This window comes from Pusillibacter faecalis (assembly GCF_018408705.1).
Taxonomy (GTDB): domain Bacteria; phylum Bacillota; class Clostridia; order Oscillospirales; family Oscillospiraceae; genus Oscillibacter; species Oscillibacter faecalis.
The window spans coordinates 1,603,089-1,629,890 of sequence record NZ_AP023420.1; the positions used below are offsets into that span (position 1 = coordinate 1,603,089).

The following is a 26,802-nucleotide window of genomic DNA, read 5'->3' on the forward strand; positions in this document are numbered from 1 at the left end:
GGCGAAAACATGAGTGACTATAAAGTTGAGGTGCGAGGCCTCTGCAAAAATTTTGGCTCCCTTGAGGTTTTAAAAAATTGCAATTTCAACATCAACCGGGGAGAGTTCGTCTGTGTGGTGGGACCCACCGGCTGCGGAAAGACCACCTTTCTCAACACGCTGACGTGCCTGATTCCACCTACCTCGGGTGAGATTTTGATTGACGGAGAGCCCGCGGACCCCAAGAAGCACAATTTATCCTTTGTATTTCAGGAGCCCTCCGCCATGCCGTGGCTCACGGTGGAGGACAACATCGCCTTTGGCATGAAGCTCAAGGGCTGGACAAAAGACAGGATCAAGGCGCAGACGGACAAGATCATCGAGCTGATGGGCCTGAGCAAAAGCCGGAAGCAGTACCCCCACGAGTTGTCTGTCAGCACAGAGCAGAAAGTGGTCATCGGCCGCGCATTTGCCATGGAGCCAGACCTGCTGCTGATGGACGAGCCCTATGGCCAAATGGACATCAAGACCCGGTTTTACCTGGAGGACGAGGTGATTCGCCTCTGGCGGGAACTGGGCAGCACGGTTTTGTTTATTACCCACAATGTGGAGGAGGCCTGCTATCTGGCTGACCGTGTGCTGATCCTCACCAACAAGCCCGCCAGTGTCAAGGAGGACTTGTCCCTGCATATGCCGCGGCCCCGGGATATTGCCTCTCCGGAGTTTATTGAAAACCGGATTCACGTGGAAAACGCCATCAAGTGGTGGTGACGCCATGCTGTACCGCGAAGTTTCTGCTGCAAAAATTTTGAAAGAATGGAAGCGCCAATATGAAGATGCCAAAGGAAGCAAGGGAATTGGCCGATTACCTTGATCGGCCTCTCACCTGTGGGTGCGGGAGGGAGCACTACGCCCCCCTGAAGGCCGTGAGCATCCGGAAAGATGCCATTGAGGATCTGCCCGCCTATGTAGAAAAACTGGGCTTTCAGCACCCCTACCTGATCTGCGACCTTGTTACCTATGAGATCGCCGGAAAGCGCTGCGCAGAGGTGCTCTCCGCAGCCGGATGCCATGCGCAGACGCAAGTCCTCACCCACGTCGGCTTTGACGAGGCCACCGTCGGTGAGCTCCTCATCCACATGCCCGCAGACTGCGACCTGTGTGTGGCTGTTGGAACCGGCGCCATCAACGATATGACCCGCTTTTTTCAGCCACCGCATGGGCCGGCCCTTTTTCACCGTGGCCACCGCCGCGCCCATGGACGGCTTTGCCTCCTCCATCGCGGCCATCAATGTCAACAGCCTGAAAACCACCTTCCAGGCCCAGACTCCCACCGTCATCCTTGGAGACACCGAGATTTTGAAGAACGCTCCCTACCGCATGATCGCCGCCGGCCTGGGGGACCTTCTGGGAAAGTTCACCTGCCTTTGCGACTGGAAGCTGTCAAGGCTGATCAACCGCGAGCATTACTGCGAAAACATCGCGGGGCTGGTGGAAAGCTGCGTCCAAAACGTTCTGAAAGACGCGGGAAAGGCCAAGGACCGCGATCCGGAGGTCCTTGGCAAGATTATGGAGGGGTTGGTATTAACGGGGGTTGCCATGAGCCTGTATGGGAACTCCAGGCCGGCCTCCGGCTGCGAGCACCATATGTCCCATTACTGGGAGATGTGGTTTGAGCAGCGGGGTCTGCGGCCAGTTCCCCACGGGACTCAGGTGGGCGTGGCCACGGTGCTGGTATTGAAGCTGGCGGAAAAGCTCCGCGGCACGAAGGTGGACTTTGACGCCGCCAGGGAGTCCGCCCGGTCCTATTCCCCGGAGGCATGGGAGCGGGCCATCCACCGTGCATACGGCCCGGCGGCGGAGGGTGTGATTGCCCTGGAGGAGGCGTCGCGGAAGAATGAATCTGCCGGGCGCCTGGCCCGGATCGACGCCATACAGTCCCACTGGGAGGAGATCACGGCTCTGCTGGCGGAGCTGCCTGGCTCCGCCGAGGTGATGGAGCTGCTGCGGTCCCTGCAGTCCCCCTGTCTGCCGGAGGAGATTGGGGTGGACGGGCGGCTTCTCAGAGATACCCTTCTGTACGCCAAGGAGGTCCGCCCGCGCTATACCCTTCTTCAGATGGCCTGGGATCTGGGTGTCCTCGAACGTCTGTCGGACGACCTCATTTCAAATCTCCAACATTTATAAAGGCAGCCATGCAGAGCACGCCTCACGGCCTGCACGGCTTGATGAGCAAGCTTTTTTGAAAACATCCCCCGCAGAAAAAATTCTGCGGGGGATGTTTTCTTATGAAGGGAACTCCCGGTAAACCTGATTCACATATGCTCGAACGCAATGAACGCGGCGGTTTCACTCTGGAGATATTTGGCTGCCATCTCTCAGACGCGTTTTCCATTGACCGGCCCAATGTGTGACTGGCTGGGGGAAACGCGTGAAAGATCATGCAGCAAGAGAGCTTCCTGCGCAAAAATAGGGCACTTGCCGGTGCGGCGCTGTGTTTAAGACGCGGCGCCGCTCTTTATGCGGTATTTATAACGAAAAAAAAATCTTCATGCTTCCATAAGGTACACCATGATACGCTTTTTAAAAATGTGCAATCGCATGTATCTCTGGGCGCGGCAGCCATTGGGGATAGGCTGCTGAGGGGGAGGAAGGATCACGTGGAGGAACGACATCACGAATATCTGCCGGATTTGGAAGCGGCAGAAAAGGCACAGCTGCCTGGGAAGCTGAAGATCTTTTTCGGATATGCGGCAGGCGTCGGCAAAACATATGCCATGTTGGAGGCCGCGCACCAGGCGAAAAAAGAGGGAATTGACACGGTCGTCGGTTATGTGGAACGGCATACGCGTCCTGACACCCTGGCGCTGCTGGAGGGCCTGGAGGAGCTTCCCTGCAAGGAGATCAACTACCGGGGCATCCATCTGCGGGAGTTTGATCTGGACGCCGCGCTGCGGCGGACCCCGCAGCTGATCCTGGTGGATGAGCTGGCCCACAGCAACGCGCCTGGCTGCCGCCACACGAAACGATACCAGGACATTGAGGAGCTGCTGCGCGCGGGCATGGATGTCTACACCACGGTCAACGTGCAGCACTTGGAGTCGCTGAACGACCTGGTGTCCTCCATTACCGGGGTGGTGGTCAGCGAACGGATACCGGACCGGGTGTTTGACTCGGCCAGCCAGGTGGAACTGGTGGATATTGAACCGGCAGACCTGGTGAAGCGGCTTCAATCCGGGAAGGTTTACCAGGAGCGCCAGAGCAAGCAGGCCCTGGATCACTTTTTTACCATTGAGAATCTGGCGGCGCTGCGGGAAATTGCCATGCGCCGGACCGCGGACCGGCTGAACCGTGCGGCGGTGCATGATGGCAAAGGACAAAGTGCCCGGGCCGGGGAGCATATTCTGATCTGCCTCTCCTCCGCTCCCTCCAACGCAAAGGTGATCCGCACAGCCGCCCGGATGGCGGAGGCTTTTCACAGCGGCTTCACCGCCCTGTTCGTGCAGACGCCGGAATCCAAGGAGCTCTCCGGCGCGAATATCAAGCGGCTGAGAAGTAATTTACGGCTGGCGGAACAGCTGGGTGCGCAGATCTCCACCGTATATGGCATTGATCCGGCGGTACAGATTGCCGAGTACGCCCGCGTCAGCGGCGTGACCAAAATTGTGATGGGGCGCGTCAATCACCGGCAAAGCCCGCTTATGAAGAAAAAAAGTCTTGCCGACCGGTTGATTGAGCTGACGGACCTGGATATTTACATCATTCCCGACCAGCAGCCGCTCTATAAAAAGCCGCTGGGAAGGCTCCGGAGGCCGGGGCCGGCCTTTTCCTGGAAGGACGTGGGGAAGGCGGCGTTGGTTTTGGCGCTGTCGACGCTGATCTGCCTTGGCTTTTATGCGGCGGGCCTCCGGGAATCCAACATCATCGCGGTCTATATCCTGGGCGTGCTGGCGACAGCTGTGTGGACCAGCGGGCACCTGTATGGGGTGGTCAGCTCTGTTTTAAGCGTGGCGTCCTTTAACTTTTTCTTCACGGAGCCCCGCTTTACCTTCCAAGCCACGGACCCCAGCTACCCGATTACCTTCCTCATCATGCTGCTCTCCAGCGTGATTGCCAGCTCTCTTGCAAGCCGGGTCAAGACGCAGGCGAGGCTTGCGGCGCAGAAAAGCTACTATACGGAGCTGCTGCTGGAGAACAGCCAAAAGCTCCAGCAGGGGCGCGGCGAGTGGGAGTGCCTGCAGCTGGCCGCAGAGCAGCTGAATCGGCTCTTTGACCGGCCGGTTATCTACGCCCTGGAAAAGGGGGGCGCGGAGCTGGCGTTCCGCGCCGAGCCGGAGGATCAGGCCAAGATCCTGGAGGGGCTGACGACAGAGGATCTGGGCGTCGCCAAATGGGTACAGAAGAACAACAAGCACGCCGGAGCCACCACCAACACCCTGCCGGATGCACAGTGGCTGTTTTTGGCTGTGCGTGGAACGCGGGGAGTTATGGGGATTGTGGGAATTCCCATCTCCGGTTATTCCATTCCGGATGCATTTGAAAAAAATCTGATGGTTGCGATCCTGAACGAATGCGGGCTGAGTCTGGAGCGCTTGCGCTTGCGGGAGGAAAAGCGGGAGGCGGCCCTGGCGGCGCAAAGAGAACACCTGCAGGCCAATCTGCTCCGGGCTGTCAGCCACGATCTGCGCACGCCGCTGACCAACATCAGCGGCAGCGCCGGGATTCTGATGCAGCAGGAGAGTACGCTGGACAGCGCCGCCCGGCAGCGGCTTTATACGGGGATTTATGATGACTGCAGCTGGCTGATCAACCTGACGGAAAATCTGCTGACCGCCACCAGGATTGAAAATGGAGGCGTGCAGATGGAGCCGGAACTGCTGGAGGATGTGCTGAAAACGGCGGTCAGGCAGGTGGACCGAAGGGCGAGAGACCACCATATCTCTGTGACGATGAAAGACCCGATGCTGATGGCACGGATGAACGCCGGATTGATTCTGCGGGTCATCATCAACATTGTCAACAACGCCATCCAATATACGCCGGCAGGATCACAGATCGCTCTGAGCGCGGAGCGGAAGGGGGACATGGTGGAAGTCTCCATCTCAGATGACGGCCCCGGAATCCCAGATGAGGCGAAAAAGCACCTGTTCGACCTGTTTTACACGGCAGGACAAGGCAGGGCGGACTGTCAAAGGGGCCTGGGTCTGGGCTTGAACCTGTGCCAAACCATCATCACCCAACACGGTGGTGAGCTGAAAGTCGCAGACCACAAGCCCAGGGGCACGGTGTTCCGGTTCACCCTGCCGGCCGCCGGCGAGCGGTGAAAAGAGGGCGGATATTCATACTTCCTTAATGCCTGCGCGATTTCCTTAATCCCTACTTATTGCGGCCTGCGATATGCTTAGGAACGCAAAACGGGGAAGCAGTGCGGCCTGATTTTGCGTGCTCAGGATGAAAGAACACGGTTGTTCACCCCGGCATTGAAGACTGGCCACATGCTGCAGGCCTGGGACGACCATGGGCCTGTAGATGGCGAAAAGGCATCCGCGCTGATGAGAATGCAGAGAGGAGCAGAAATTCGTATGATGGATGTTTTGATGGTGGGAACCCTGTTGGTTTCCTTCGGCCTGGTATGGCTGCTGGAGAAATGGTGCCAAAAGCAGGTCGACGCACAGGAATAATCGGATCAAAGGAGAATCGCTATGATTGTACTGGGAGTTATGGTCCTGCTGCTGGGCGGGTATTTGGTATACGCTCTGGCCCATCCGGAGCAATTCTAAGGAACGAGTAAGCATTGGGAGGAATTTCATATGTTGCAACTGGCACTGACAATCCTCATTTATTTGATCATTGTCATTCCGGTAGGGCGGTATATGTATCACATTGCCGCGGAAAAGCACACGCTGGGCGATCCGGTCTTTGACCGGGTGGACGGTGTGATCTACCGGCTGGGGGGAGTGAATCCCCATAAGGGCATGAACTGGAAACAGTATGCGCTGGCCCTGGTGGGAACCAACGGCGTGATGGTGGCGATTGGCTACCTGATCCTGCGCATTCAGAGCCTTCCGTTTTTTAACCCCAACGGAATCGGGAACATGGAGCCGACGCTGGCGTTCAATACCATCATCAGCTTCATGACCAACACCAACCTGCAGCACTACTCTGGGGAGAGCGGCCTGAGCTATCTCTCTCAGATGCTGGTCATTATTTTCATGATGTTTGTGTCCGCGGCCAGCGGATACGCGGCGTGCATCGCCTTTATCCGGGGCCTTGCGGGAAAGAGCACCGAGAATGTCGGCAATTTCTTTGTGGACCTGGTGCGGATCACCACCCGCATCCTGATCCCCTTCTCCCTGGTGGGCGGATTGCTGCTGGTATGGCAGGGCGTGCCCCAGAATTTTGAGGGCAACGTGGTGGTGAAGACCCTGGAGGGCACCTTCCAGGTGATTGCCATGGGTCCCATCGCGGCGCTGGAAATTATCAAACACCTGGGCACCAACGGCGGCGGCTTCCTGGGAGCAAACTCCACCACACCCTTGGAAAACCCCACGATTCTCTCCAACCTGATCGAGCTTTACTCCATGATGCTGCTGCCTGGCGCCTGTGTCATCACCTTCGGCAAGATGGTGCGCGACCGCAGGCACAAGGACGATGACGACGATGACGACGGCAAGGGCGGCGTGTCCGGCGGCGTCATGCACAGCAGCCGTGCGGATTCTCAGCGCGGACCCCGCCTGGGAGAGCACAGCCTGACCGCCTCCATCTACGGCCGGGAGGGCCGGAGTATCTTTGCGGCCATGGGCATCATCTTCCTGGTCGGCCTGAGCGTTTGCTACTGGGCCGAGCTGCAGGGCAACCCCGCCCTGGCGAACATCGGCCTGAGCCAGTCCATGGGCAGCATGGAGGGCAAGGAGGTCCGCTTTGGCATTGCCCAGTCCGCCATGTTCACCACGACAACAACCTCCTTTACCACCGGCACGGTCAACAACATGCACGATACTCTCACGCCTCTTGGCGGCATGATTCCGCTGCTGCACATGATGCTCAACGTGGTGTTTGGCGGCAAGGGCGTGGGACTGATGAACATGATTATGTACGCCATTCTCGCGGTGTTTATCTGCGGACTGATGGTGGGCCGCACGCCGGAGTATCTGGGCAAGAAGATTGAAGGCCGTGAGATGAAGCTCACCGCTCTTTGCATCATCATTCATCCCTTCTTGATTCTGGCGTTCTCTGCACTGGCGGTGGCCACAGATGCCGGACGCGCCGGCATCACAAACCCGGGCTTCCACGGCCTGAGCCAGGTGCTCTACGAGTATGCCTCTTCCGCAGCCAACAACGGCTCCGGCTTTGAGGGATTGGCGGATAACTCCTATTTCTGGAACATTACGGCAGGTCTTGCCATGTTCTTTGGCCGCTATCTCTCCATTGTGATTCAGCTGGCCATTGCCGGGTCCTTGATGAAGAAGCGGTTTGTCAATGAATCCGCCGGCACGCTGCGCACGAGCACGTTCTCGTTTGCGGTCATCCTGGTATTCGTGGTCTATATCTTTGCAGCGCTGACCTTCTTCCCCGCGCTGGCACTGGGCCCCATTGCAGAACATCTGACTCTTTGGGGCTGAGGAGGATTGAAGTTATGAGCAAAAAGCAAAAACTGCTGACGCCTGAAATTTTAAACCAGGCATTCCTTGGTTCTTTTAAAAAGCTGGACCCCCGCTACATGATCAAAAACCCGGTCATGTTTGTAGTCGAGGTGGGCTTTGTTATCACTTTGATTCTGGCAATTTTTCCGGGCCTCTTTGGTGAGGCAGACAGCGGCCTTCGTACTTATAATTTGGTGGTCTCCATCATTCTGCTGATTACGGTGCTGTTTGCCAACTTTGCCGAGTCCGTGGCGGAGGGCCGGGGCAAGGCCCAGGCCGCGAGCCTCAAAAAGACCCAAAAGGACACGGAGGCCCACCGCCTGGATGAGAACGGCGAGGAGACCATCGTTCCCTCCAGCGAGCTGAAAAAGGGCGATATCGTCATGGTGGTTGCCGGTGAGATCATTCCCGGCGACGGCGAGGTGATCGAGGGCATCGCCTCGGTGGATGAATCCGCCATCACCGGCGAATCCGCACCTGTTGTGCGGGAGAGCGGCGGAGATTTTTGCTCCGTCACCGGCGGCACCACAGTGGTGTCCGACTGGCTCAAAATCCGGATCACCTCAGAGCCAGGCAACAGCTTTCTGGACCGGATGATCGCCCTGGTGGAGGGCGCCTCCCGGAAAAAGACCCCCAACGAGATCGCGCTGACCACCCTGCTGATTTCCTTGACCATCATTTTCCTGATCGTCATTGTCACCTTGTATCCCATTGGCGTTTATTCCGGAGTGTCCCTGCCCACCTCTACCCTGATCGCACTGATGGTCTGCCTGATTCCAACCACCATCGGCGGACTGCTCTCGGCCATCGGCATCGCCGGCATGGACCGTGTGACGCGGTTTAATGTGATCGCCATGTCCGGCAAGGCCGTGGAGGCCTGCGGCGACGTGGACACCATGATTTTGGATAAAACCGGAACCATTACCTACGGCAACCGGCTGGCTGCGGATTTCTTTCCGGTGGAGGGGGCAAACCGTAGCGACCTCATTCGCTGCGCCGCGCTGACCAGTCTGCATGACGAAACACCCGAGGGCAAATCCACCCTGGAGCTGGCCCGCCGGCTGGGGGACAACAGTGTGGAGCAGGAGGGGTCTGCCTTCCTGGAATTCACGGCCCAGACGCGGATGAGCGGCGTGGACCTGCCAGACGGCACCAAGGTCCGCAAGGGAGCGTCCGACGCGATTGAAGAGTATGTGAAAAAGGCAGGGGGCAAGATTCCCGCAGATCTCCATACCCACGTGGAAAAGGTTTCGTCCCTGGGCGGCACCCCTCTGGTGGTGTGTGAAAATAACCGGGTGCTGGGTGTGATTTACCTCAAGGATACCGTGAAGCCGGGCATGGTGGAGCGGTTCCAGCGCCTGCGGGCCATCGGCATCAAGACCATCATGTGCACCGGTGACAACCCCCTCACCGCCGCCACCATTGCCAAGGAGGCCGGCGTGGACGGCTTTGTGGCGGAGTGCAAGCCAGAGGACAAGATTGCCCTGATCAAGAAGGAGCAGTCTGAGGGCAAGATCGTGGCCATGACCGGCGACGGCACCAATGACGCCCCCGCTCTGGCTCAGGCCAACGTGGGCCTTGCCATGAACTCCGGCACCACCGCCGCCAAGGAAGCGGCCAACATGGTGGACCTGGACTCGGACCCCACCAAGATTCTGGAGGTGGTGGAGATCGGCAAGCAGCTGCTCATTACCCGCGGCTCTCTGACTACCTTCTCCATCGCAAACGATATCGCCAAATACTTCGCCATCATCCCCGCCATGTTCATGCAGGCCATTCCCGCGTTGGCGGTCTTGAATATCATGGATTTGACCACGCCGTACAGCGCGATCCTGTCCGCCCTGATTTTCAACGCCATCATCATTCCCTGCCTGATCCCCCTTGCGATGAAGGGCGTGAAGTATCGTCCCATGTCCTCTGGCAAGATGCTGGCAAGAAACATGATGATCTACGGTGTGGGTGGCGTCATCGCACCCTTTGCCGGAATCAAGATCATTGACATGATCATTGCTCCCCTGCTGCTGGCAATGGGCTTCTAAGGAGGTTATTGGAAGATGAACGATACAACGAAAACGAATCGGTTTTCCCACTCTTTGCGGCAGGCTGTTATGGTGACACTGGTGCTGCTGTTTCTGTGCGGGTTTTTATTCCCCGTGGTGCTGAGCGGCCTCTCCGCTGTGATCTTCCCCAGCCAGGCAAACGGCAGCCTTGTCACCGCCGACGGCGAGGCGGTCGGCGCGGCCAATGTGGGCCAAGACTTCACGGAGCCTTACTTTATGAAGTGCCGTCCCTCCGCATACAACTACAATACCTATTATGAGGATGCAGACGGCAACCAGTTCTACAACGATGGCAGTGAGTTCGCGGGCCTTAGCTCCGGCTCCAACAACTACGCGGCGTCCAACCCGGCTCTGACGGAGCGGGTAGAGGCTGATATTGAGGAGTTCTTGGCCGCCAATCCAGGGGTTGCCCGGGAGGAGATTCCCACGGACCTGATGACCGCCTCCGGTTCCGGCCTGGACCCCCATGTTTCCCCCGCGTCTGCCGCAATTCAGATTCCGGCCCTGGCGGAGGCTTCCGGATTGAGCGAGGAGACGCTGGAGCAGATTGTGGCCGACCACACCACCGGCAAACTGCTGGGGATCTTCGGTGAAGAGACGGTGAACGTGCTGGGTGTGAACCTGGATATCGCCCTGGAGATGGGCCTGATCTCTGAAACGGGCCGGTAAGGCGCGCGCTTTACCCCCGCACAGCTTGGAAGCAGGGAGGTTGCGGCAAATGCTGTTTCGATATGATAAGACACTGGAGTGGACCCTTCATCCGACGCAGCCGCCGGCGGAGGAGCGCTCCCCGGCATGGCAGGTGCTGTGCCTGGTCAGGGAGCTGGACCGCTGGTTTGACCTTCCGCACCGCACGTTGTACCAGAGCGGGGACGCCCGGATTCAGATTGGATATCTGGACGCCTCCCTCCCCGTGGCAGAATATGGAGAGGAGTTTGGAACCCTGCTCGCCGGGATCGGAGAACAGTGGCCCGTATGGTCCGTGGGGGCCGCGTTCAATGGCGAGGTGGCGGGACTCTCCTTTTCCTGCGACGACGGCGTGCTGACGATGCGTCAGCATAACACCTCGGGGGTCTGGCAAAGAGAGCTGCGTGGCTTGTACCTGAATGTGCAGCTTCCCGATGCGGACGCCGCCGAGTGCCTTGCACAGTTGCTGCGGATTGAGGGGCGGGGGGCGCCGGTGGCTGCGCTGGAATGGAAATACGCGGATTTCCTGGAGCAGCAGGAGCTGACGGAGATAGACCGCACGCTGTCCTTTTGCTATGTGCAGCTGGCGGAGGAGGCCGGCCTTTCTGACCGGCTGGCCGGACTGAGCCTGGAGCAAAAACAATGCCTCTGGTGGCTGTTTTTGGAACGGAGGGTCTATCCTCCGGAGTTTGAATGGCTTTGGAGCGAGCTTGCCGGCGACTGGCCCCTGGACTGGACTGAGTGGGTGCTGGCCCTTTACCGGACGCTGGACGAACTGCAGTTTCGGCTGATCTGTCAGGGAAATCAGTTTGAGCTGCTGGACAGCGCGGGGCGGCGGATCTATTTCGGAGCCGACCATGATGTGGGAGCAGCCGAGCAGGTTTTCATGAAGGCGGTTTTTCCGCTGAACGGCCCGTTAGACGACACCGGCAAAAGGCCGCAGTAGAAAAAACATATTAAAAAGCGTGGACGGCCTGCGGGCTGTCCACGCTTTTTGCACGGCATTTATGGCACCTTAACTCCCCAGATCCGATCTTTTTCCCGGTTTAAACTCCACGGGATTATGATGAGCCAGAAAGGAGGAGATCAGAAATGCTGAAAAAGGAAATTGCCCAGGTGGAACATTGGTTTCATACAGAGGCGGAGCGGTTTATGCTCCGGCATCAGGGCCTGGGAATTTTGCTGATCTTTATGGGTGTGCCGCTGGCAGCCCTGATTCTGGTAGCGCTTGGCGCAGGTGCGCTTGCCCTGCAGGCGGCATGGCTGTCCGGCGGACTGTGACCGGGCCATACGGGGACACGCACAAAGCCGCCGGTTGCATTTTATCGCAGTCTGGGTATAATAGCGGATAGCGGGGCTGAAACTGTCCGCCGGGCGATAGCCAATGCGCTGCTGTCGATTTGTCCATCGCTGCGGGACCTGAGGCGGAGAATGTAATCCACATCTTTATGCGGCCTTAATGCGGATTACAGGATATTAATACCCCCTTAAAACGGAATGTGGATAATGAACACATAAAGTTTTTATAAAGATCAGGTAAGGGGGCATCCTCCCATGTGGCCGATTCGGGCAAACAGACATACAACTTCCCTGCGGGCCATGATACTGGGCTTCCTGCTGGTCATCCTGGCAGGCAGCGTGCTGCTGATGCTGCCGATTTCCACCAGAGAGGGCGTGAGGACGCCGTTTCTGGAGACACTGTTTACATCCACCTCCGCCGTTTGCGTGACGGGCCTTGTCATTCATGACACGGCAACCTACTGGTCGGCGTTCGGACAGCTGGTCATTTTGCTGCTGATCCAGATCGGAGGCTTGGGCGTGGTGACGGTGGCGGGAGCCTTTGCAATTCTCTCCGGCCGCAGGATCGGACTGATGCAGCGCAGCACCATGCAGGAGGCGATTGCGGCACCCAAGGTGGGCGGCATCGTCCGGCTGACGGGTTTTATCTTGAAAGCGGCGCTGGTGATGGAGCTGGCGGGTACGGCGCTTTTGCTTCCGACTTTTTCCAGGGAATTTGGCTTTTTCCAGGGCGCTTGGTACGCGCTGTTTCACGCGGTATCGGCATTTTGCAATGCAGGCTTTGATTTGATGGGAATCAAGGCCCCCTTTTCATCTCTCACGGATTACGCGGCGCATCCGGTGGTCAACATCACCATCATGCTGCTGATTATCCTGGGGGGCATTGGGTTTCTCACCTGGGACGACATCCGGACCAATCGTCTGCGTCTGCGGAAATACCGGATGCAGAGCAAAGTCATTTTGACAGTGACCCTGGCGCTCATTCTGATTCCGGCGGTTTATTTTTTCTTTTGTGAGTTTTCCTGGGCTCCCATGAAGGAACGGGTGCTCCTCTCCCTGTTCCAAGCGGTGACACCGAGAACAGCGGGCTTTAATACTGCGGACCTCACAGCCATGAGCGAGACCGGGCAGGCCATCACCACCCTATTGATGCTGATCGGCGGCTCTCCAGGCTCCACCGCCGGCGGTATGAAGACCACCACGCTGGCGGTGCTGCTGGCCAGCGCCCTGGCGGTCTTTCGGCAAAGGGAGAATCCGCAGTTTTTTGGGCGGAGGGTCTCCCATGAAACCGTACTTCAGGCATCCACCATTCTCATGATGTATCTGGCGCTGTTTTTGGGGGGAGGGCTGGTGATCAGCGGCGTGGAGGACCTCCCCGTGCTCTCGTGCCTGTTTGAGACGGCCTCCGCCGTGGGGACGGTGGGGTTATCCCTGGGGCTTACGCCGGAATTGGGAGCGCTCTCCCATCTGATTTTGATTGTTCTGATGTTTTTCGGTCGGGTTGGTGGGCTCACTCTGATTTTTGCGGCTCTGTCCAAAACACAGACCGGAGGAGCCAAGCTGCCCCAGGAGAGAATTACCGTTGGATGAAGCGTCTGAAGGACGCAAATGGAAGGGATCAGGAGGAACCATGAAAGCAATTTTACTGATTGGACTGGGGCGCTTTGGACGGCACATCGCCCTGAAGCTCAACGAATTAAACCATCAGGTGATGGCGGTGGACAAGGACGAGGCCCGGGTGAATGAGGTGCTGCCCTATGTGACCAACGCGCAGATTGGAGACAGTACCAACGAGGATTTTCTGGCGTCCTTGGGTGTGCGGAACTTTGACGTGTGCATTGTGGCTATTGGCGACAATTTCCAAAGCTCTCTGGAGACGGCCTCCCTCTTGAAGGAATTGGGGGCCAGACTGGTGGTGGCAAGGGCCGCGCGGGATGTGCAGGCTAAATTTCTGCTGCGCAACGGCGCCGACGAGGTGGTTTATCCGGAAAAGCAGGTGGCGATCTGGACCGCCATCCGCTACAGCTCAGACAATATCTCTGACTACATTGCTCTGGGAGACGACCACGCGATTTTTGAAGTATCCGTCCCGGAGGGCTGGGTCGGAAAAACCATTGGGCAGCTGGATGTGCGAAAGCGCCATCACATCAATATTCTGGCGATTAAGCAGGATGGTAAATTTTTTATGACTGTGATTACTCCGGACACCTGCCTGCCGGAACACTGCACACTGCTGGCGCTGGGGACCTACCGGGATGCACAGAAATGTTTTCATATCTAGTGTGGACGGCTGCGGGACGTTGAAGAAGTAGCCGCGGCTTTCTCCGGATGCCTGACAAAGAGAGGAGATTTGCGATGGAAACCGCCGTACAGCCGGAAGGCCGGGCGGGGAAGCTGACCATTTTTGCCGGCTATATGTCAGGCATTGGAACAGCCGCCGCCATGCTGCGAGCAGCAGACAGGGCCAGACAGTCCGGCACGGATGTGGTGGCTGGCGCTGCCATCAGCTGCGAATGCCCAGAGGCGCGGAGTTTCGAGGGATTGTGGCAGGCGGAAAACCCGGAAAGACTGGACCTGGACGCGGCTCTGCGCAGAAAACCGGGGCTCTTGCTGGTGGAGAATCTGGCCTATCGCAACCAAGAAGGGCGTCACAAAAAACGGCATCAGGATGTAGAGGAATTGCTGAATGCGGGAATTGACGTATTCACAACCCTGGACATCCCGCACCTGGAAAGCCTGCAGGACCGTGTCGCCGCGATTTTGGGAAGCCCGGTTTCAGACCGGATTCCAGACCGGGTGTTCGACCAGGCAGACCGGGTAGAGCTTGTGGACATGGACCCCAGGGACCTGCGGGAACAGCTCGGCGATTGGGACGCAGCTCCCACGCTCACCCAGCTCAGCGCCCTGCGGGAGCTGGCCTTCCGCCGCTGTGCGGACCGTATTTCCCAAGGCACAAGGGAGGGGCGCCAACAGGCGGAGTACCGGGCTGGTGAACACATTCTGGTGTGCCTTTCGTCGGCGGCCTCCAATGCAAAGATTATAAGGACCGCCGCACGGATGGCGGGGGCATTTTGTTGCCCATTTACCGCGCTTTTTGTAGAGACCGGAGATTTTCCGCGGATGGCCGCCCAGGATCGGGACAGGCTGCGGGCAAACATCCACCTGGCTCAGCAGCTGGGCGCGTCCATTGAAACCGTCTATGGAGACGATATTCCCGATCAGATCGCGGAGTTTGCCCGGGTGTCCGGCGTGACAAAAATTGTGCTCGGGCGCAGCGGAATTGCGGGAAGGATGCTGTTTCGGAGGCCCCTGCTTACGGAGAAGCTCATTGCGCTTTTGCCAGAGCTGGATATTCATATCATTCCGGACAGCGGGGGAGGCGCCGCACCTCCGCGCTGGAGCCGGCCGCAGCCGCCGTCTCTGCCGCTGCGTGATTTGACCAAGAGTGCGGGACTGCTGCTTCTGGCGACCTTGATCGGCTGGCTTTTTTACCACCTTGGCTTTACAGAGGCCAATATCATTACAGTTTATATTTTAAGCGTAATGCTGATTGCCATTGCCACAAGGCGCCCGATCTGCAGCTTTCTTTCCTCTGTGGCCAGCGTTCTGATCTTTAATTTTTTCTTTACCGAGCCGCGCCTTTCCCTGCACGCCTATGACAGCAGCTATGCAGTCACGTTTCTTATCATGTTTGCCGCCGCATGGCTGACGGGCTCTCTGGCCGCCCGGCTGAAAGCCCTGGCTCAGAAATCCGCGCAGGTAGCCTGGCGGACCAGGGTCCTGTTTGAGACGAACCAGAGTTTGCAAAGGGCCAAGGACCGTCCGGAAATTCTCAATGTGAGTGCAAGGCAGCTTGTGAAGCTGTTTCAGCGGGACGTTGTTGTATACCAGGCGGAGCATGGGGAGCTGGCAGAGCCCCTGATTGTCTATGCGGAGGACTCTCGGCCCTCCGACGTCTATGTGTCGGAACAGGAGCGGCAGGTGGCACGGTGGGTGCTGAACAATAACCGGCGTGCCGGAGCCGCGACAGAGACGTTTGCGGATTCCCGGTGCTTGTACCTGTCCATCAGAACTGGCGAGACCATCTATGGCGTGGTGGGCATTGCGGCCGGTGAGAAGCCGCTGGATGACTTTGAGAGCAGCCTCCTTCTCTCTGTGCTTGGAGAGTGCGCTCTGGCCATGGAGAACCAGAAAAACGCGGAGGAAAAAGAGGCGGCCGCCGTGCTGGCAAAAAACGAGCAGCTGCGAGCCAACCTGCTGCGCTCCATCTCCCATGACCTGCGGACACCGCTGACCTCCATCTCCGGCAATGCCAGCAACCTGCTCTCCAACGGGAAGCTCTTTGACGAGGAGACCAAGGAGCGCATGTATGCGGATATTTACGACGATGCCATGTGGCTGATCAATCTGGTGGAAAACCTGCTGTCGGTGAGCCGGATTGAGGAGGGGCGCATGAATCTGCGCCTGTCCACGGAGCTGATGGACGAGGTGGTGTCAGAGGCGCTGCGGCATGTGAACCGCAGGAAAACGGAGTATCATCTGTCGGTCCGCAGCTCAGAGGAATATCTTCTGGTGCAGATTGACGCGAGACTGATTGTCCAAGTGCTCATCAACATGATAGACAACGCCATTAAATATACGCCGCCAGGCTCTGAAATTATCATTGAGCTCAAGCGGAAGGGAAAATTTGTGTATGTATCGGTGGCGGATAATGGGCCGGGAATCCCGGATGAGGCCAAGCCCCATGTGTTTGACATGTTTTACAGCGCCTCCAATCGGGTGGCGGACAGCCGCCGGAGTCTGGGGCTGGGGCTGGCACTGTGCAAATCCATTATCCATGCGCATAACGGAGAGATTACCGTTGCGGACAATGAACCGCACGGAGCGATTTTTACATTTTCGGTACCAGCCGGGGAGGTAGAGCTTCATGAATAAACCCTTGATTTTAGTGGTTGAGGACGATGCTCCCGTCCGCAACCTGATTGCTACAACGCTCAAAGCGCACGACTATCGGTTTTTAACCGCCTCCAATGGGGAAAGCGCTATTTTGGAGGCGTCCTCACACAATCCGGAGATCATGCTGCTGGACCTGGGGCTGCCGGATATGGATGGGGTTGAGGTGATCCGCCGGGTCCGATCCTGGTCCAATCTCCCCATCATTGTTATCAGCGCCCGCAGCGAAGACACGGACAAGATTGACGCGCTGGACGCAGGGGCGGACGACTATCTCACAAAACCGTTCTCTGTGGAAGAACTGCTGGCGCGCCTTCGCGTGACCCAGCGCCGCCTGGCAGTCCCTGGAACGGTGAGCACAGAGTCTGTGTTTACCAACGGGGCGCTGAAAATCGACTATGCCGCGGGCTGCGCGTTTTTGAACGGGCAGGAGCTGCACCTGACGCCCAGCGAATATAAACTGCTGTGCCTGCTGTCGAAAAATGTGGGAAAGGTGTTGACGCACACCTATATTACCCAGCAGATCTGGGGCAGAAGCTGGGAAAACGACATCGCCTCTCTGCGCGTGTTCATGGCAACGCTGCGTAAAAAACTGGAGCAGGGTCCGGATGCTCCCCAGTACATTCAGACGCATATCGGCGTTGGATACCGGATGCTGAAACTGGAGTAAGCGGCGCCGCCCATGGAAGGCGCTGCTCATCAAGCCTGTCAACAAAGAGAGAGTCCGCCGGGAACTTCCCGGCGGACTCTCTTTACTTGCTGGGCACGGCCCCAGGCCCTTGGGGGGGAACCGCCAAAGCCGTTCTCAGCCTGGCGCGCTGGCAGGACAAAGCGGGACATCCACCCGCTTTTGCGCAGCTTCAGCGCGTGTTTGGACAGGCAAGGGAACACAGCGCCGAAACCGACTGCCCCGGTTACGGCTGTGCCGCCTCAAAGTACTGCCCGATGAGCTCGTGGGGCAGGTATTGCAGAATGACCTTGCCGCCATCCATCTCGCCGGTACGCTTGCAGAGATAAATTTTGGAATCCTCCGGGTCCAGGTAGTACCGGCCATACTGGTACTCCATTCCCCGGACTGCGGGAATGGGGTCCGCTCTGGTGCCGGATTCCTCCGGGGAGACGGCGGCCCACAGCGCCGGGACCTTGTCTGGGGTCCAATCCGGCTGGCTGGAGGCATCATGCTGCTGGAGCAGCTTGTAGACAATATCCTCCCACTGGTATGGCTTCCCCACAGGCGTCTCCGGGGTTAGGAAGGATCTGGGACGCCAGGTGGGAATTTTGGATTTTCCTGCCAGCAACTCTGCGTTTCCTACCTCACCGGACACAGCCCGCTGCGCCAGCGCCGCAGCATCCGCCATTCCTTGCGCCCGGAGTTTGTCCTTGGCCAGCGCCAACATCTCAGCCATTGTGCTCCACCCCCTCCGTATAGGCGGCACGCAGCTCTGCCTCTGCGGCGGCGGTACTGCTGGCCAGCAGTTCCTCAACCTGCTGCTCCCTGGCTGCCAGGGTGTTCGACAGCGCTTCCACCTGGGCCTGGTAGCCAGTCACATCCCCCAGATACTGCCGTGCTGTTTTTACCTCCACGGTATAGCTTTTGACTGCGCTGTCATATGTGATTTTCACCAACTCAAAGCCATACCCCTCCGGCAGCCCAAACTCTCCGGCCTCCGTCAGGCGCTCCACAGATGGCTGGGCCCAGTTAATGGACTCAATTTGAGGCAATTCTGCAGATTCCCGCTCAAATACAATGCGGTAGCGACCGTTTCTGTCTCCCCGCATGATGAAAGCGGCCGTCACCCCGTCGATCCTCCAATGTGCTCCATAATAGCTCATAGCATTCTCCTTCGCCGTCAAAATTCTGTGCCCGCAAAAGCGTGCTCTGAAATATGTGCCCCTGGGCGGTTTCTTGTACAGCGTGGTGCAACGGCAGCCAAACCGGAATCTTTTTTGCGGTGGGCATCCTGCGTGTGAAGAGCTGGTTGATATGAAGGGCCCGGCCGTGCCAATCCTGGAGGGAAGGGGAGGAGCGGCCACGCTTCATGCGCAATTCAACATGCCGGTATCGAGGCAAATGCAGGCGAAGCATTCTTTCCGATCATCCCCCAGGGCAGGAAAAGGACGCGCCGTGGCTGCTTGCTGTACGTTAGCACAGCAAAACAGAACTTTTTTTCACAAAGACTTTAACGAATTGCACCGAGTAAACGTTTTTTCAAAATTTTTGCAAAAAGTCGAGTTTTTAACAAAAAATTAACGAGTTTGCTTGCAAATATGTTTCAAAATCGCTATAATGTTAACGTTACACACGCTTGTTTTTAGTTCGGGGTAACAAGGAGATTATCATCAATATAGGGAGGTTTGCCAATGAGCAGCGAGCGGACGCGGACTGATCGTATCCTAGAGAGCTACGGATACGACCAGTCCAACCTGATTGCAATTTTACAGGAGATTCAGGCGGAGTACAAATACCTCAGCGAGGAGTCGCTGACCCTCGTGGCCGAAAAGCTTGGCATCAGCGCAGCCAAGGTCTACAGTGTGGCTACATTTTACGAGAATTTTTCCCTGGAAGCCAAGGGAAAGCACATCATCAAGGTCTGTGCCGGCACCGCCTGTCACGTCCGTAAATCTCAGCCGATTTTTGACGCGGTTCACGATTATCTGGGCCTGTCCGGGAAGAAAAAGACCTCCGCGGACGGGATGTTCACCCTGGAAACCGTGGCGTGCCTCGGCGCCTGCGGTTTGGCCCCCGTCATGACCATTGACGGCGAGGTTCACTCCAAAATGACCCCTGAGGCGGCGCTTTCGCTGCTGGAGGAAATTCGGGAAAAGGAGGCGAGCGTACATGCGGCAGACTAAGCTGACACGGGACAGTTTCCATGTGTTTCAGGCAAACGCCCGGAATGCGCTTAAGCAGAGCGAGCAGGTCCCCTCTGTTTTGATCTGCGCCGGCACCGGCTGCATTGCCGGCGGCGCCATGAAGATTTATGAAAACATCAAGGCCGAGTGCGAGAGCCGGGGCCTTGCGGTGTATGTGGGCTTAAAGCACGACACGGACGAGGAGAAGAGCCTCCATGTGAAGATGAGCGGCTGCCACGGCTTTTGCGAGATGGGTCCGCTGGTTCATATCGAGCCCATGGGCGTCATGTACATCCATGTCAAGCCGGAGGACTGCCACGAGATTCTGGAAAAGACGGTTCTCGGCGGAGAGGTCATCGACCGGCTGGTATACCACCTGGACGGCGTGGCCTATCCCCGGCAGGAGGATATCCCCTTCTACAAAAAGCAGCACCGGGTGGTGCTGGAAAACTGCGGCAGCAGCGACGCCGAGGATATTGAGGAGTATATCGCCAAGGGCGGCTACGCCGGCTTTGAAAAGGCCCTCTTCGAGATGTCCGGAGAGGAAATCTGCAAGACCATCACGGACTCTGGACTCCGGGGCCGCGGCGGCGGCGGATTCCCAGCGGGCCGCAAGTGGGAGGGCGCTCGAAAGCAGAAGTCCGAGCAGAAGTACATCGTCTGCAACGGCGACGAGGGCGACCCCGGCGCGTTTATGGACCGCTCCATTATGGAGGGCAACCCCCACAGCGTGCTGGAGGGCATGATGATCGCGGGACTTGCCGTGGGCAGCGGCCAGGGCTACATCTATGTCCGGGCGGAGTATCCGCTGGCCGTGGACCGGCTGAAAAAGGCCATTGCCAAGGCGGAGAGCTACGGCCTGCTGGGCGACCACATCATGGGCACGGACTTTTCCTTCCGTATTCATGTGAATATGGGCGCAGGCGCCTTCGTCTGCGGCGAGGGCAGCGCCCTCACTGCCTCCATCGAGGGCAACCGGGGCATGCCCCGGGTCAAGCCGCCCCGGACCATTGAGCACGGCCTCTGGGCGGAGCCCACGGTCCTCAACAACGTGGAGACCTTTGCCAACGTGCCGCTGATCATCCGCAACGGCGTGGAGTGGTACCACTCCATCGGCACTCGTACCAGCCCCGGAACCAAGGCCTTTGCTCTCACCGGCAACGTGGTGAACACCGGCCTCATCGAGGTCCCCATGGGCACCACCATCCGGGAGGTGGTCTTCGACATCGGCGGCGGCATCCGGGACGGCAAAAAGTTCAAGGCCGTGCAGATCGGCGGCCCCTCCGGCGGCGCCACCACCGCCAGCAAAGAACATCTGGACCTGCCGCTGGACTTTGACTCCCTGAAGACCATCGGCGCCATGATCGGCTCCGGCGGCCTTGTGGTCATGGACGAGGACACCTGCATGGTGGAGACCGCCCGCTTCTTCATGGAGTTTACCCAGAAGGAGTCCTGCGGCAAGTGCGTCCCTTGCCGGGAGGGCACCAAGCGGATGCTGGAGATTTTAGACCGCATCATCGCAAACCAGGGCACTATGGAGGACCTGGACCTTTTGGAGGAGCTGGCAGACACCATTTCCTCCACGGCCCTGTGCGGCCTGGGGCAGAGCGCCTGCAAGCCGGTGCAGAGCACGCTGAAATACTTCCGGGAGGAGTATTTGGCTCATGTGGTGGACCACCACTGTCCCATCTGCAATCGGGAAAAGCCCCACCCTGTGGTGGAGGCGGACAAGTGCAAGGGCTGCGGCAAGTGCCGGAAGAACTGTCCCATGGAGGCCATTTCCGGCGCGCCCAAACAGCCCCATGTCATCGACCCGGAGAAGTGCATCAACTGCGGCGCCTGCGTGACCATCTGTCCCTTCGGCGCCATCACCGCAAGCAAGGAGGGCTGAAACCATGGCGAAAGGAATTATGTACATCGACGGCCAGCGGGTGCCCTTCGACGGGGAGAAGAACGTTTTGGCAGTCATTCGGAAGGCCGGGATCGACATGCCCACCTTCTGTTACTACTCAGAGCTGTCCACCTTCGGCGCGTGCCGGATGTGCGTGGTGGAGGATGAAAAGGGCAAGATCGACACCTCCTGCTCCATGGAGCCCAGGGACGGCATGAAAATCCGCACCAACACCGCCCGGCTTTTAAAACACCGGCGGATGATTCTGGAGCTGATGCTGGCCTCCCACGACCGGGACTGCACCACCTGCGAGAAAAGCGGCAAGTGCCGCCTGCAGGACCTGGCGCTGCAGTTCGGCGTGCGGCATGTCCGCTTTCCGGACACCCGGCCGGCCTATGAGAAGGACCGCTCTTCTCCGGCCATCGTCCGGGACCCCAACAAGTGCATCCTCTGCGGCGACTGCGTGCGGGTGTGCGACGAGATGCAGGGCATGGCGATTTTGAACTTTGCCCACCGGGGCAGCGACCTGGTGGTGAGCCCCGCCTTTGACCGGAAGCTGGCGGACACCAGCTGCATCAGCTGCGGCCAGTGCGCGGCGGCCTGTCCCACCGGAGCCATTACCATCCGGGACGAGATCGGCAAGGCATGGCGGGAGCTGTATGACCCCAAGAAACGGGTCGTGTTCCAGATTGCGCCTGCCGTGCGGGTGGCCGTGGGCGAGGAGTTCGGCCTGGAGCCCGGTGTCAACGCCCTGGACAAGCTGGTTTCAGCCCTGAAAATGATGGGCGCCGCCGAGGTGTACGACACCAACTTCGGCGCGGACCTCACGGTAATGGAGGAGGCGGCAGAATTCCTGGAACGGCTGAAAAAGGGCGGACCGTTCCCCATGTTCACCTCCTGCTGCCCCGCCTGGATCAAGTATCTGGAAAAGGAGAACCCCAAGTACCTCAAGCATGTCTCCACCTGCAAGTCCCCCATGGAGATGTTCGCGGCGGTACTGAAGGATCAATACAAGGCCAAGGATGCCGAGGACGGCCGCACCACCTATCACATTGCCATCATGCCCTGCACCGCCAAGAAGATGGAGGCCGCCAGGGAGGAATTCCAGCATGACGGCAGGCCGGACGTGGACCTGGTGCTGACCACCCAGGAGATCATCACCATGATCAAGGAGTCCGGCATCCGCTTCACGGAGCTGGAGGGCGAGTCTCCGGACCTGCCCTTTGGCATGGGTACCGGCGCCGCCACGATCTTCGGCACCACCGGCGGCGTTGCGGAGGCCGTTGCCCGCCGGGTGGTGGAGGACAAATCCCGCAACACCCTCCAGGCTATTCAGTTCTCCGGGCTTCGCGGCAGCGAGGCGATTCGGGAGGTATCCCTGCCTGTTGGCGACCGGATTCTCCGCATCGCCGTGGTGCATGGCCTGGTACATGTGAAAAAGCTGCTGGCAGAGATCGAGGCGGGCACCGCCTATTATGACCTGGTAGAAGTCATGACCTGCAAGACCGGGTGCGTTGGCGGCGCGGGCCAGCCCTACGGACTGCTGCCTGCCAAGCATCAGCGGGCGGAGGGCCTGTATGAGGCGGACCGGACGGCGCTTATCAAGCGCTCTGAGCGCAACCCCATTGTGGGAGAGCTGCTGGCCGGACCCTTGAAGGGCCGCACCCACGAGCTGCTTCACGTGCATTATTGACGCTCTGAACAGAGGCCGGGTATGGATGCCATACCCGGCCTTTCCCGGTCTGTGACAGGGCTGCCTGGGATCAAAAAAATTAAAATTCCCTCTTGACAAACCGGGAGAAATTGTGTAAGTTTAATTTCAATAACGATCAATGCGATGACAGGGAAAACGTCACTGCGAGCATTTCAGAGAGCCGCCGGTTGCTGTGAGGCGGTATGCGGACAGCGGACTTACTGGCCCTTGAGCAGTCAGCTGAAAGCCCATTGGGCCGTAGGTGCGACCGGGTTCCTCACCGTTATCATAGAGGCGGCATTCGCCCCCCAGGGGCTGATGTGAAGAGTGGATATTGCAATGATATCAACAAGAGTGGTACCGCGGAAGTGAGCTTTCGTCTCTTTATTGTAGAGAGACGAGAGCTTTTTTGTTTGTCCGGAACCACGAATCACCACAAGGAGGTTAAGAGAAGATGAAAAGGATCAAGGTATTTGACACCACGCTCCGGGATGGCGAGCAGTCCCCTGGTTGCAGCATGAACCTCTCGGAAAAGCTGGACATGGCACGGCAGCTGGACGCTCTGGGCGTGGATGTAATTGAGGCGGGCTTCGCCATTGTGTCCCCCGAGGACTCCAAGAGTGTGGAGGCCATTGCAAAAACAGTCCAAAACTGCGCCGTGGCCAGCCTGGCCCGCTGTGCCAAGGGAGATATCGACGCCGCCTGGAACGCCTTGAAGGAGGCGAAGCATCCCCGCATCCACCTCTTCATCGCAACCAGTGAAATCCACATGGAATATAAGCTGCGGATGACCCGGGAACAGGTGCTTGAGAGCATTCGGGAGAGCGTGTCCTACGCCAAGAGCCTTTGTGACGACATTGAGTTTTCCACCGAGGACGGCTCTCGCTCCGACCGGGAGTTTCTGGCGGAGTGCTGCTCTGTTGCTGTGGAGGCCGGGGCCACCGTACTGAACATTCCGGACACCGTTGGCTACTGTACGCCGGAGGAGATGTACGACCTGTTCCGCTATCTGAAGGAACACGTCCGGGGTGTGGAGAACGTGGACCTCTCCGCCCACTGCCATGACGATCTGGGGATGGCAGTCGCCAATACCCTCGCCTGCATCCGGGCCGGGGCCACCCAGGTGGAGTGCACGGTCAACGGCATCGGCGAGCGGGCGGGCAACGCCAGCCTGGAGGAGATTGTCATGGCGCTTCATACACGCGCCGGCTTCTACGGCGCCGAGACCGGCGTTCATACCCAGCAGATCTACAAGACCAGCAAGCTGCTCTCCAGCATCACCGGTGTCCCCATCCCCCCCAGCAAGGCCATTGTGGGGGCCAACGCCTTTGCCCATGAGTCCGGCATCCACCAGCACGGTGTTCTGGCCAACGCCCAGACTTATGAGATCATGAAGGCCTCGGACATCGGCATCCCCAAGAGCACCATGGTCCTGGGCAAGCACTCCGGCAAGCACGCCCTGCGGGAGCGGCTGGAGGACATGGGCTATGAGGTCAGCGACGAGCAGCTGAACGTCATCTTCACCCGCTTTAAAAAGCTGGCGGACAAGAAGAAAACCATCACCAGCTCTGATCTGGAGGCTCTGGTTCTGAACCGCGGCCAGAAAGACGCCGGCGGCTGGCAGCTTTTGAGCCATGTGGTCAATGTGGGCGAGGGGATTCCAAACACCGCCTATGTCAAGATGAGCCGGGACGGGCAGGAGGTGGAGGAAGTGGCCATCGGAACCGGTCCGCTGGATGCCTCCTTCAAGGCCATCAACCGCATCACGCAGATGGATGTGGGCCTGGAGAGCTTCAGCCTCAATGCCGTGACCGACGGAGAGGACGCCATCGGAGAGGCTGTGGTGAAGGTCCACTACGGCAGCGGCCTCTACACCGGCACCGGAATCTCCACAGATATCATTGAGTCTTCCATCCGGGCCTATGTCAACGGCATCAATAAAATTGCCGCCGTGGAGCGGCAGAAGGGGGAACAGGCGTCATGAGCATGACAATGACACAAAAAATCCTGGCCCACCATGCGGGACTTTCCGAGGTGCGGCCGGGCCAGCTGATCCGGGCGAAGCTGGACATGGTGCTGGGGAACGATATCACCTCCCCGGTTGCCATCAACGAGTTTGAAAAGGCGGGATTTGACCAGGTCTTTGACAAGAGCAGGGTGGTGATGATTATGGATCACTTTGCACCCAACAAGGACATCAAGGCCGCCACCCAGTGCAAGCAGTGCCGGACCTTTGCCCGCCGCTTCGATTTGGAGAACTACTACGACGTGGGAAGAATGGGGATTGAGCACGCTCTGGTGCCGGAAAAGGGCTTGATCGCCCCTGGCGAGGCCTGCATCGGCGCTGACTCCCACACCTGCACCTACGGCGCCTTAGGGGCTTTCTCTACAGGCGTTGGGTCCACGGACATGGCCGCGGCCATGGCCACCGGCGAGACGTGGTTCAAGGTCCCCGCCGCTATCCGCGTCCATGTCACCGGCGCCCTGCGGCCCTATGTCAGCGGCAAGGACGTGATTTTGCACCTGATCGGCAGGATCGGCGTGGACGGGGCCCTGTACCGCTCCCTGGAGTTCTCCGGCCCGGGGCTGAAGAACCTCACGATCTACGACCGCCTGACCATCTCCAACATGGCGATTGAGGCTGGCGCCAAAAACGGCATCTTCGCCGTGGACGACGTGACCCGGGCCTATGTTGAGGGTCGGGTGAACCGGCCCTGGACCGCCTTTGAGGCGGACGAAGACGCGGAGTATGAGCAGACCATTGAGCTGAACCTGGATGAGATCGACTGCACCGTTGCCTATCCCCACCTGCCGGAGAACGCCCACAGCGCCAGCGAGGGCGGCGACATCGCCATCGACCAGGTGGTGATCGGTTCGTGTACCAACGGCCAGATCGCGGATATGGCCGCTGCCGCCGCGGTGCTCAAGGGCCGGAAGGTGGCGCCGGGCCTTCGGGCCATCGTCATTCCCGCAACGCCCGCGGTGTACCGTCAGTGCATGCAGGAGGGCTACACAGACATTTTCCTGGACGCGGGCTGCATCGTATCTACCCCCACCTGCGGCCCGTGCCTGGGCGGCTACATGGGGATCTTGGCTGCCGGCGAGCGGTGCGTGTCCACCACCAACCGCAACTTCGTGGGCCGCATGGGCCACGTGGAGAGCGAGGTCTATCTGGCCTCTCCCGCCGTGGCGGCGGCCAGTGCCGTCACCGGCCATATCACCCATCCAAAGGAGGTCATGGAAGCATGAGAGCGCAAGGACACGTCCACAAGTACGGGGACCACATTGATACAGACGTCATCATCCCCGCCCGGTATCTGGCCACCCAGGACGAAAAAGAGCTGGCCAGCCACTGCATGGAGGACATTGATACCTCCTTTGTCCAAAAGGTTCAGCCCGGCGACATCATGGTGGCCGGCTGGAACTTCGGCTGCGGCTCCTCCCGGGAGCACGCGCCCATCGCCATCAAGGCCAGCGGCGTCTCCTGCGTGATCGCCAAGACCTTTGCCCGCATTTTTTACCGCAATGCCATCAACATCGGCCTTGCCATTTTGGAGTGCGAGGCCGCCAGCAACGGCATTGACGACGGCGACCAGGTAGAAATTGACTTCGACACCGGCGTGATTACCAATGTCACCAAGAACGAGACCTACCAGGCAGAGCCGTTCCCGGACTTCATCAAGGATATGATTCAAAAGGGCGGCCTGATGGCCTCCATCAAGGCGGCAGGAAAGGACTAAGGAG

Annotated in this window: 21 protein-coding genes, 1 pseudogene and 1 other annotated feature; of the genes and pseudogenes, 20 read left to right on the top strand and 2 right to left on the bottom strand. The window is 58.7% G+C overall.

The genetic code is table 11. From position 1 onward, the window contains the following. Window positions 1-9 precede the first annotated feature (9 nt). The 14 genes and pseudogenes from KJS55_RS08110 to KJS55_RS08175 all read left to right on the top strand — a co-directional run bounded on the left by KJS55_RS08110 (window position 10) and on the right by KJS55_RS08175 (window position 17,291). A complete protein-coding gene (locus KJS55_RS08110; RefSeq protein WP_187032736.1) occupies window positions 10-750 on the top strand; it encodes an ABC transporter ATP-binding protein in 741 nt (246 codons plus the stop codon). Between the two features lie 65 nt (window positions 751-815). Next, a pseudogene (locus tag KJS55_RS17670) lies at window positions 816-1,124 on the top strand (hypothetical protein); the annotation flags it as partial. A gap of 73 nt (window positions 1,125-1,197) precedes the next feature. Continuing rightward, window positions 1,198-2,166 carry an iron-containing alcohol dehydrogenase gene (locus tag KJS55_RS08120; RefSeq protein ID WP_213543099.1) on the top strand — a complete coding sequence of 323 codons (969 nt, stop codon included), beginning with the start codon at window positions 1,198-1,200 and terminating at the stop codon, window positions 2,164-2,166. A gap of 473 nt (window positions 2,167-2,639) precedes the next feature. Then, window positions 2,640-5,303, top strand: coding sequence for a sensor histidine kinase (locus KJS55_RS08125; protein WP_187032073.1), 2,664 nt, complete (start codon window positions 2,640-2,642; stop codon window positions 5,301-5,303). Between the two features lie 378 nt (window positions 5,304-5,681). Next, window positions 5,682-5,759 (top strand): K(+)-transporting ATPase subunit F, encoded by a 78-nt coding sequence (gene kdpF, locus KJS55_RS17675; RefSeq protein WP_187032075.1) that lies wholly within the window; start codon window positions 5,682-5,684, stop codon window positions 5,757-5,759. Between the two features lie 30 nt (window positions 5,760-5,789). Beyond that, window positions 5,790-7,601, top strand: coding sequence for a potassium-transporting ATPase subunit KdpA (locus KJS55_RS08135; protein ID WP_187032070.1), 1,812 nt, complete (start codon window positions 5,790-5,792; stop codon window positions 7,599-7,601). Between the two features lie 14 nt (window positions 7,602-7,615). After that, window positions 7,616-9,661 (top strand): potassium-transporting ATPase subunit KdpB, encoded by a 2,046-nt coding sequence (kdpB, locus tag KJS55_RS08140; RefSeq protein ID WP_187032068.1) that lies wholly within the window; start codon window positions 7,616-7,618, stop codon window positions 9,659-9,661. A 15-nt stretch (window positions 9,662-9,676) separates the two neighbouring features. After that, the gene (kdpC, locus tag KJS55_RS08145; RefSeq protein WP_187032066.1) at window positions 9,677-10,351 is read left to right on the top strand and encodes a potassium-transporting ATPase subunit KdpC; all 675 of its coding nucleotides are present in this window, start codon (window positions 9,677-9,679) and stop codon (window positions 10,349-10,351) included. 49 nt (window positions 10,352-10,400) lie between these two features. After that, window positions 10,401-11,315, top strand: a complete 915-nt coding sequence (locus tag KJS55_RS08150; protein ID WP_187032064.1) for a hypothetical protein — start codon at window positions 10,401-10,403, stop codon at window positions 11,313-11,315. 146 nt (window positions 11,316-11,461) lie between these two features. Then, window positions 11,462-11,650: a hypothetical protein gene (locus tag KJS55_RS08155; RefSeq protein WP_187032062.1), complete on the top strand. Its 189-nt coding sequence runs from the start codon at window positions 11,462-11,464 to the stop codon at window positions 11,648-11,650. A gap of 273 nt (window positions 11,651-11,923) precedes the next feature. Continuing rightward, complete coding sequence (locus tag KJS55_RS08160) at window positions 11,924-13,258, top strand: TrkH family potassium uptake protein (RefSeq protein ID WP_187032060.1); 1,335 nt, start codon at window positions 11,924-11,926, stop codon at window positions 13,256-13,258. A 40-nt stretch (window positions 13,259-13,298) separates the two neighbouring features. After that, a complete protein-coding gene (locus tag KJS55_RS08165; protein ID WP_187032058.1) occupies window positions 13,299-13,949 on the top strand; it encodes a potassium channel family protein in 651 nt (216 codons plus the stop codon). 74 nt (window positions 13,950-14,023) lie between these two features. After that, on the top strand, window positions 14,024-16,603 hold the full coding sequence (locus KJS55_RS08170) for a sensor histidine kinase (RefSeq protein ID WP_213543100.1): 2,580 nt from the start codon (window positions 14,024-14,026) through the stop codon (window positions 16,601-16,603). Next, a complete protein-coding gene (locus KJS55_RS08175; protein WP_213543101.1) occupies window positions 16,596-17,291 on the top strand; it encodes a response regulator in 696 nt (231 codons plus the stop codon). Before KJS55_RS08170 ends, KJS55_RS08175 begins: the two co-directional genes overlap by 8 nt. A 244-nt stretch (window positions 17,292-17,535) precedes the next feature. Here the strand turns inward: KJS55_RS08175 and KJS55_RS08180 are convergent, their stop codons facing one another. Further along, on the bottom strand, window positions 17,536-18,027 hold the full coding sequence (locus tag KJS55_RS08180; protein ID WP_187032051.1) for a hypothetical protein: 492 nt from the start codon (window positions 18,025-18,027) through the stop codon (window positions 17,536-17,538). Then, on the bottom strand, window positions 18,020-18,454 hold the full coding sequence (locus KJS55_RS08185) for a hypothetical protein (protein ID WP_187032050.1): 435 nt from the start codon (window positions 18,452-18,454) through the stop codon (window positions 18,020-18,022). The genes KJS55_RS08180 and KJS55_RS08185 overlap by 8 nt, the downstream gene beginning before the upstream one ends. A gap of 528 nt (window positions 18,455-18,982) precedes the next feature. Here KJS55_RS08185 and KJS55_RS08190 point away from each other — a divergent pair. From KJS55_RS08190 to leuD, 6 genes are all read left to right on the top strand, one after another. Then, entirely contained in the window at window positions 18,983-19,474 is a 492-nt protein-coding gene (locus KJS55_RS08190; protein WP_187032048.1) for an NADH-quinone oxidoreductase subunit NuoE family protein, read from the top strand. After that, window positions 19,461-21,365: an NADH-ubiquinone oxidoreductase-F iron-sulfur binding region domain-containing protein gene (locus KJS55_RS08195; protein WP_187032046.1), complete on the top strand. Its 1,905-nt coding sequence runs from the start codon at window positions 19,461-19,463 to the stop codon at window positions 21,363-21,365. Before KJS55_RS08190 ends, KJS55_RS08195 begins: the two co-directional genes overlap by 14 nt. A gap of 4 nt (window positions 21,366-21,369) precedes the next feature. Beyond that, complete coding sequence (locus tag KJS55_RS08200; RefSeq protein ID WP_187032044.1) at window positions 21,370-23,058, top strand: [FeFe] hydrogenase, group A; 1,689 nt, start codon at window positions 21,370-21,372, stop codon at window positions 23,056-23,058. Window positions 23,059-23,193: 135 nt separating this feature from the next. Then, window positions 23,194-23,445, top strand: a binding site (T-box leader). Window positions 23,446-23,512: 67 nt separating this feature from the next. Continuing rightward, entirely contained in the window at window positions 23,513-25,042 is a 1,530-nt protein-coding gene (locus tag KJS55_RS08205; protein WP_187032042.1) for a 2-isopropylmalate synthase, read from the top strand. Further along, a complete protein-coding gene (leuC, locus tag KJS55_RS08210; protein WP_187032040.1) occupies window positions 25,039-26,307 on the top strand; it encodes a 3-isopropylmalate dehydratase large subunit in 1,269 nt (422 codons plus the stop codon). Before KJS55_RS08205 ends, leuC begins: the two co-directional genes overlap by 4 nt. Next, window positions 26,304-26,798, top strand: a complete 495-nt coding sequence (leuD, locus tag KJS55_RS08215; protein ID WP_187032038.1) for a 3-isopropylmalate dehydratase small subunit — start codon at window positions 26,304-26,306, stop codon at window positions 26,796-26,798. The genes leuC and leuD overlap by 4 nt, the downstream gene beginning before the upstream one ends. The last annotated feature ends 4 nt before the right edge of the window (window positions 26,799-26,802 follow it).

Bases quoted from the DNA above. Each gene is read 5' to 3' on its own strand.
- KJS55_RS08110 (WP_187032736.1), top strand. From the start codon at position 10: ATGAGTGACTATAAAGTTGAGGTGCGAGGCCTCTGCAAAAATTTTGGC.
- KJS55_RS08120 (WP_213543099.1), top strand. From the start codon at position 1,198: ATGGGCCGGCCCTTTTTCACCGTGGCCACCGCCGCGCCCATGGACGGC.
- kdpF (WP_187032075.1), top strand. From the start codon at position 5,682: ATGATTGTACTGGGAGTTATGGTCCTGCTGCTGGGCGGGTATTTGGTA.
- KJS55_RS08135 (WP_187032070.1), top strand. From the start codon at position 5,790: ATGTTGCAACTGGCACTGACAATCCTCATTTATTTGATCATTGTCATT.
- kdpB (WP_187032068.1), top strand. From the start codon at position 7,616: ATGAGCAAAAAGCAAAAACTGCTGACGCCTGAAATTTTAAACCAGGCA.
- kdpC (WP_187032066.1), top strand. From the start codon at position 9,677: ATGAACGATACAACGAAAACGAATCGGTTTTCCCACTCTTTGCGGCAG.
- KJS55_RS08150 (WP_187032064.1), top strand. From the start codon at position 10,401: ATGCTGTTTCGATATGATAAGACACTGGAGTGGACCCTTCATCCGACG.
- KJS55_RS08155 (WP_187032062.1), top strand. From the start codon at position 11,462: ATGCTGAAAAAGGAAATTGCCCAGGTGGAACATTGGTTTCATACAGAG.
- KJS55_RS08160 (WP_187032060.1), top strand. From the start codon at position 11,924: ATGTGGCCGATTCGGGCAAACAGACATACAACTTCCCTGCGGGCCATG.
- KJS55_RS08165 (WP_187032058.1), top strand. From the start codon at position 13,299: ATGAAAGCAATTTTACTGATTGGACTGGGGCGCTTTGGACGGCACATC.
- KJS55_RS08170 (WP_213543100.1), top strand. From the start codon at position 14,024: ATGGAAACCGCCGTACAGCCGGAAGGCCGGGCGGGGAAGCTGACCATT.
- KJS55_RS08175 (WP_213543101.1), top strand. From the start codon at position 16,596: ATGAATAAACCCTTGATTTTAGTGGTTGAGGACGATGCTCCCGTCCGC.
- KJS55_RS08180 (WP_187032051.1), bottom strand. From the start codon at position 18,027: ATGGCTGAGATGTTGGCGCTGGCCAAGGACAAACTCCGGGCGCAAGGA.
- KJS55_RS08185 (WP_187032050.1), bottom strand. From the start codon at position 18,454: ATGAGCTATTATGGAGCACATTGGAGGATCGACGGGGTGACGGCCGCT.
- KJS55_RS08190 (WP_187032048.1), top strand. From the start codon at position 18,983: ATGAGCAGCGAGCGGACGCGGACTGATCGTATCCTAGAGAGCTACGGA.
- KJS55_RS08195 (WP_187032046.1), top strand. From the start codon at position 19,461: ATGCGGCAGACTAAGCTGACACGGGACAGTTTCCATGTGTTTCAGGCA.
- KJS55_RS08200 (WP_187032044.1), top strand. From the start codon at position 21,370: ATGGCGAAAGGAATTATGTACATCGACGGCCAGCGGGTGCCCTTCGAC.
- KJS55_RS08205 (WP_187032042.1), top strand. From the start codon at position 23,513: ATGAAAAGGATCAAGGTATTTGACACCACGCTCCGGGATGGCGAGCAG.
- leuC (WP_187032040.1), top strand. From the start codon at position 25,039: ATGAGCATGACAATGACACAAAAAATCCTGGCCCACCATGCGGGACTT.
- leuD (WP_187032038.1), top strand. From the start codon at position 26,304: ATGAGAGCGCAAGGACACGTCCACAAGTACGGGGACCACATTGATACA.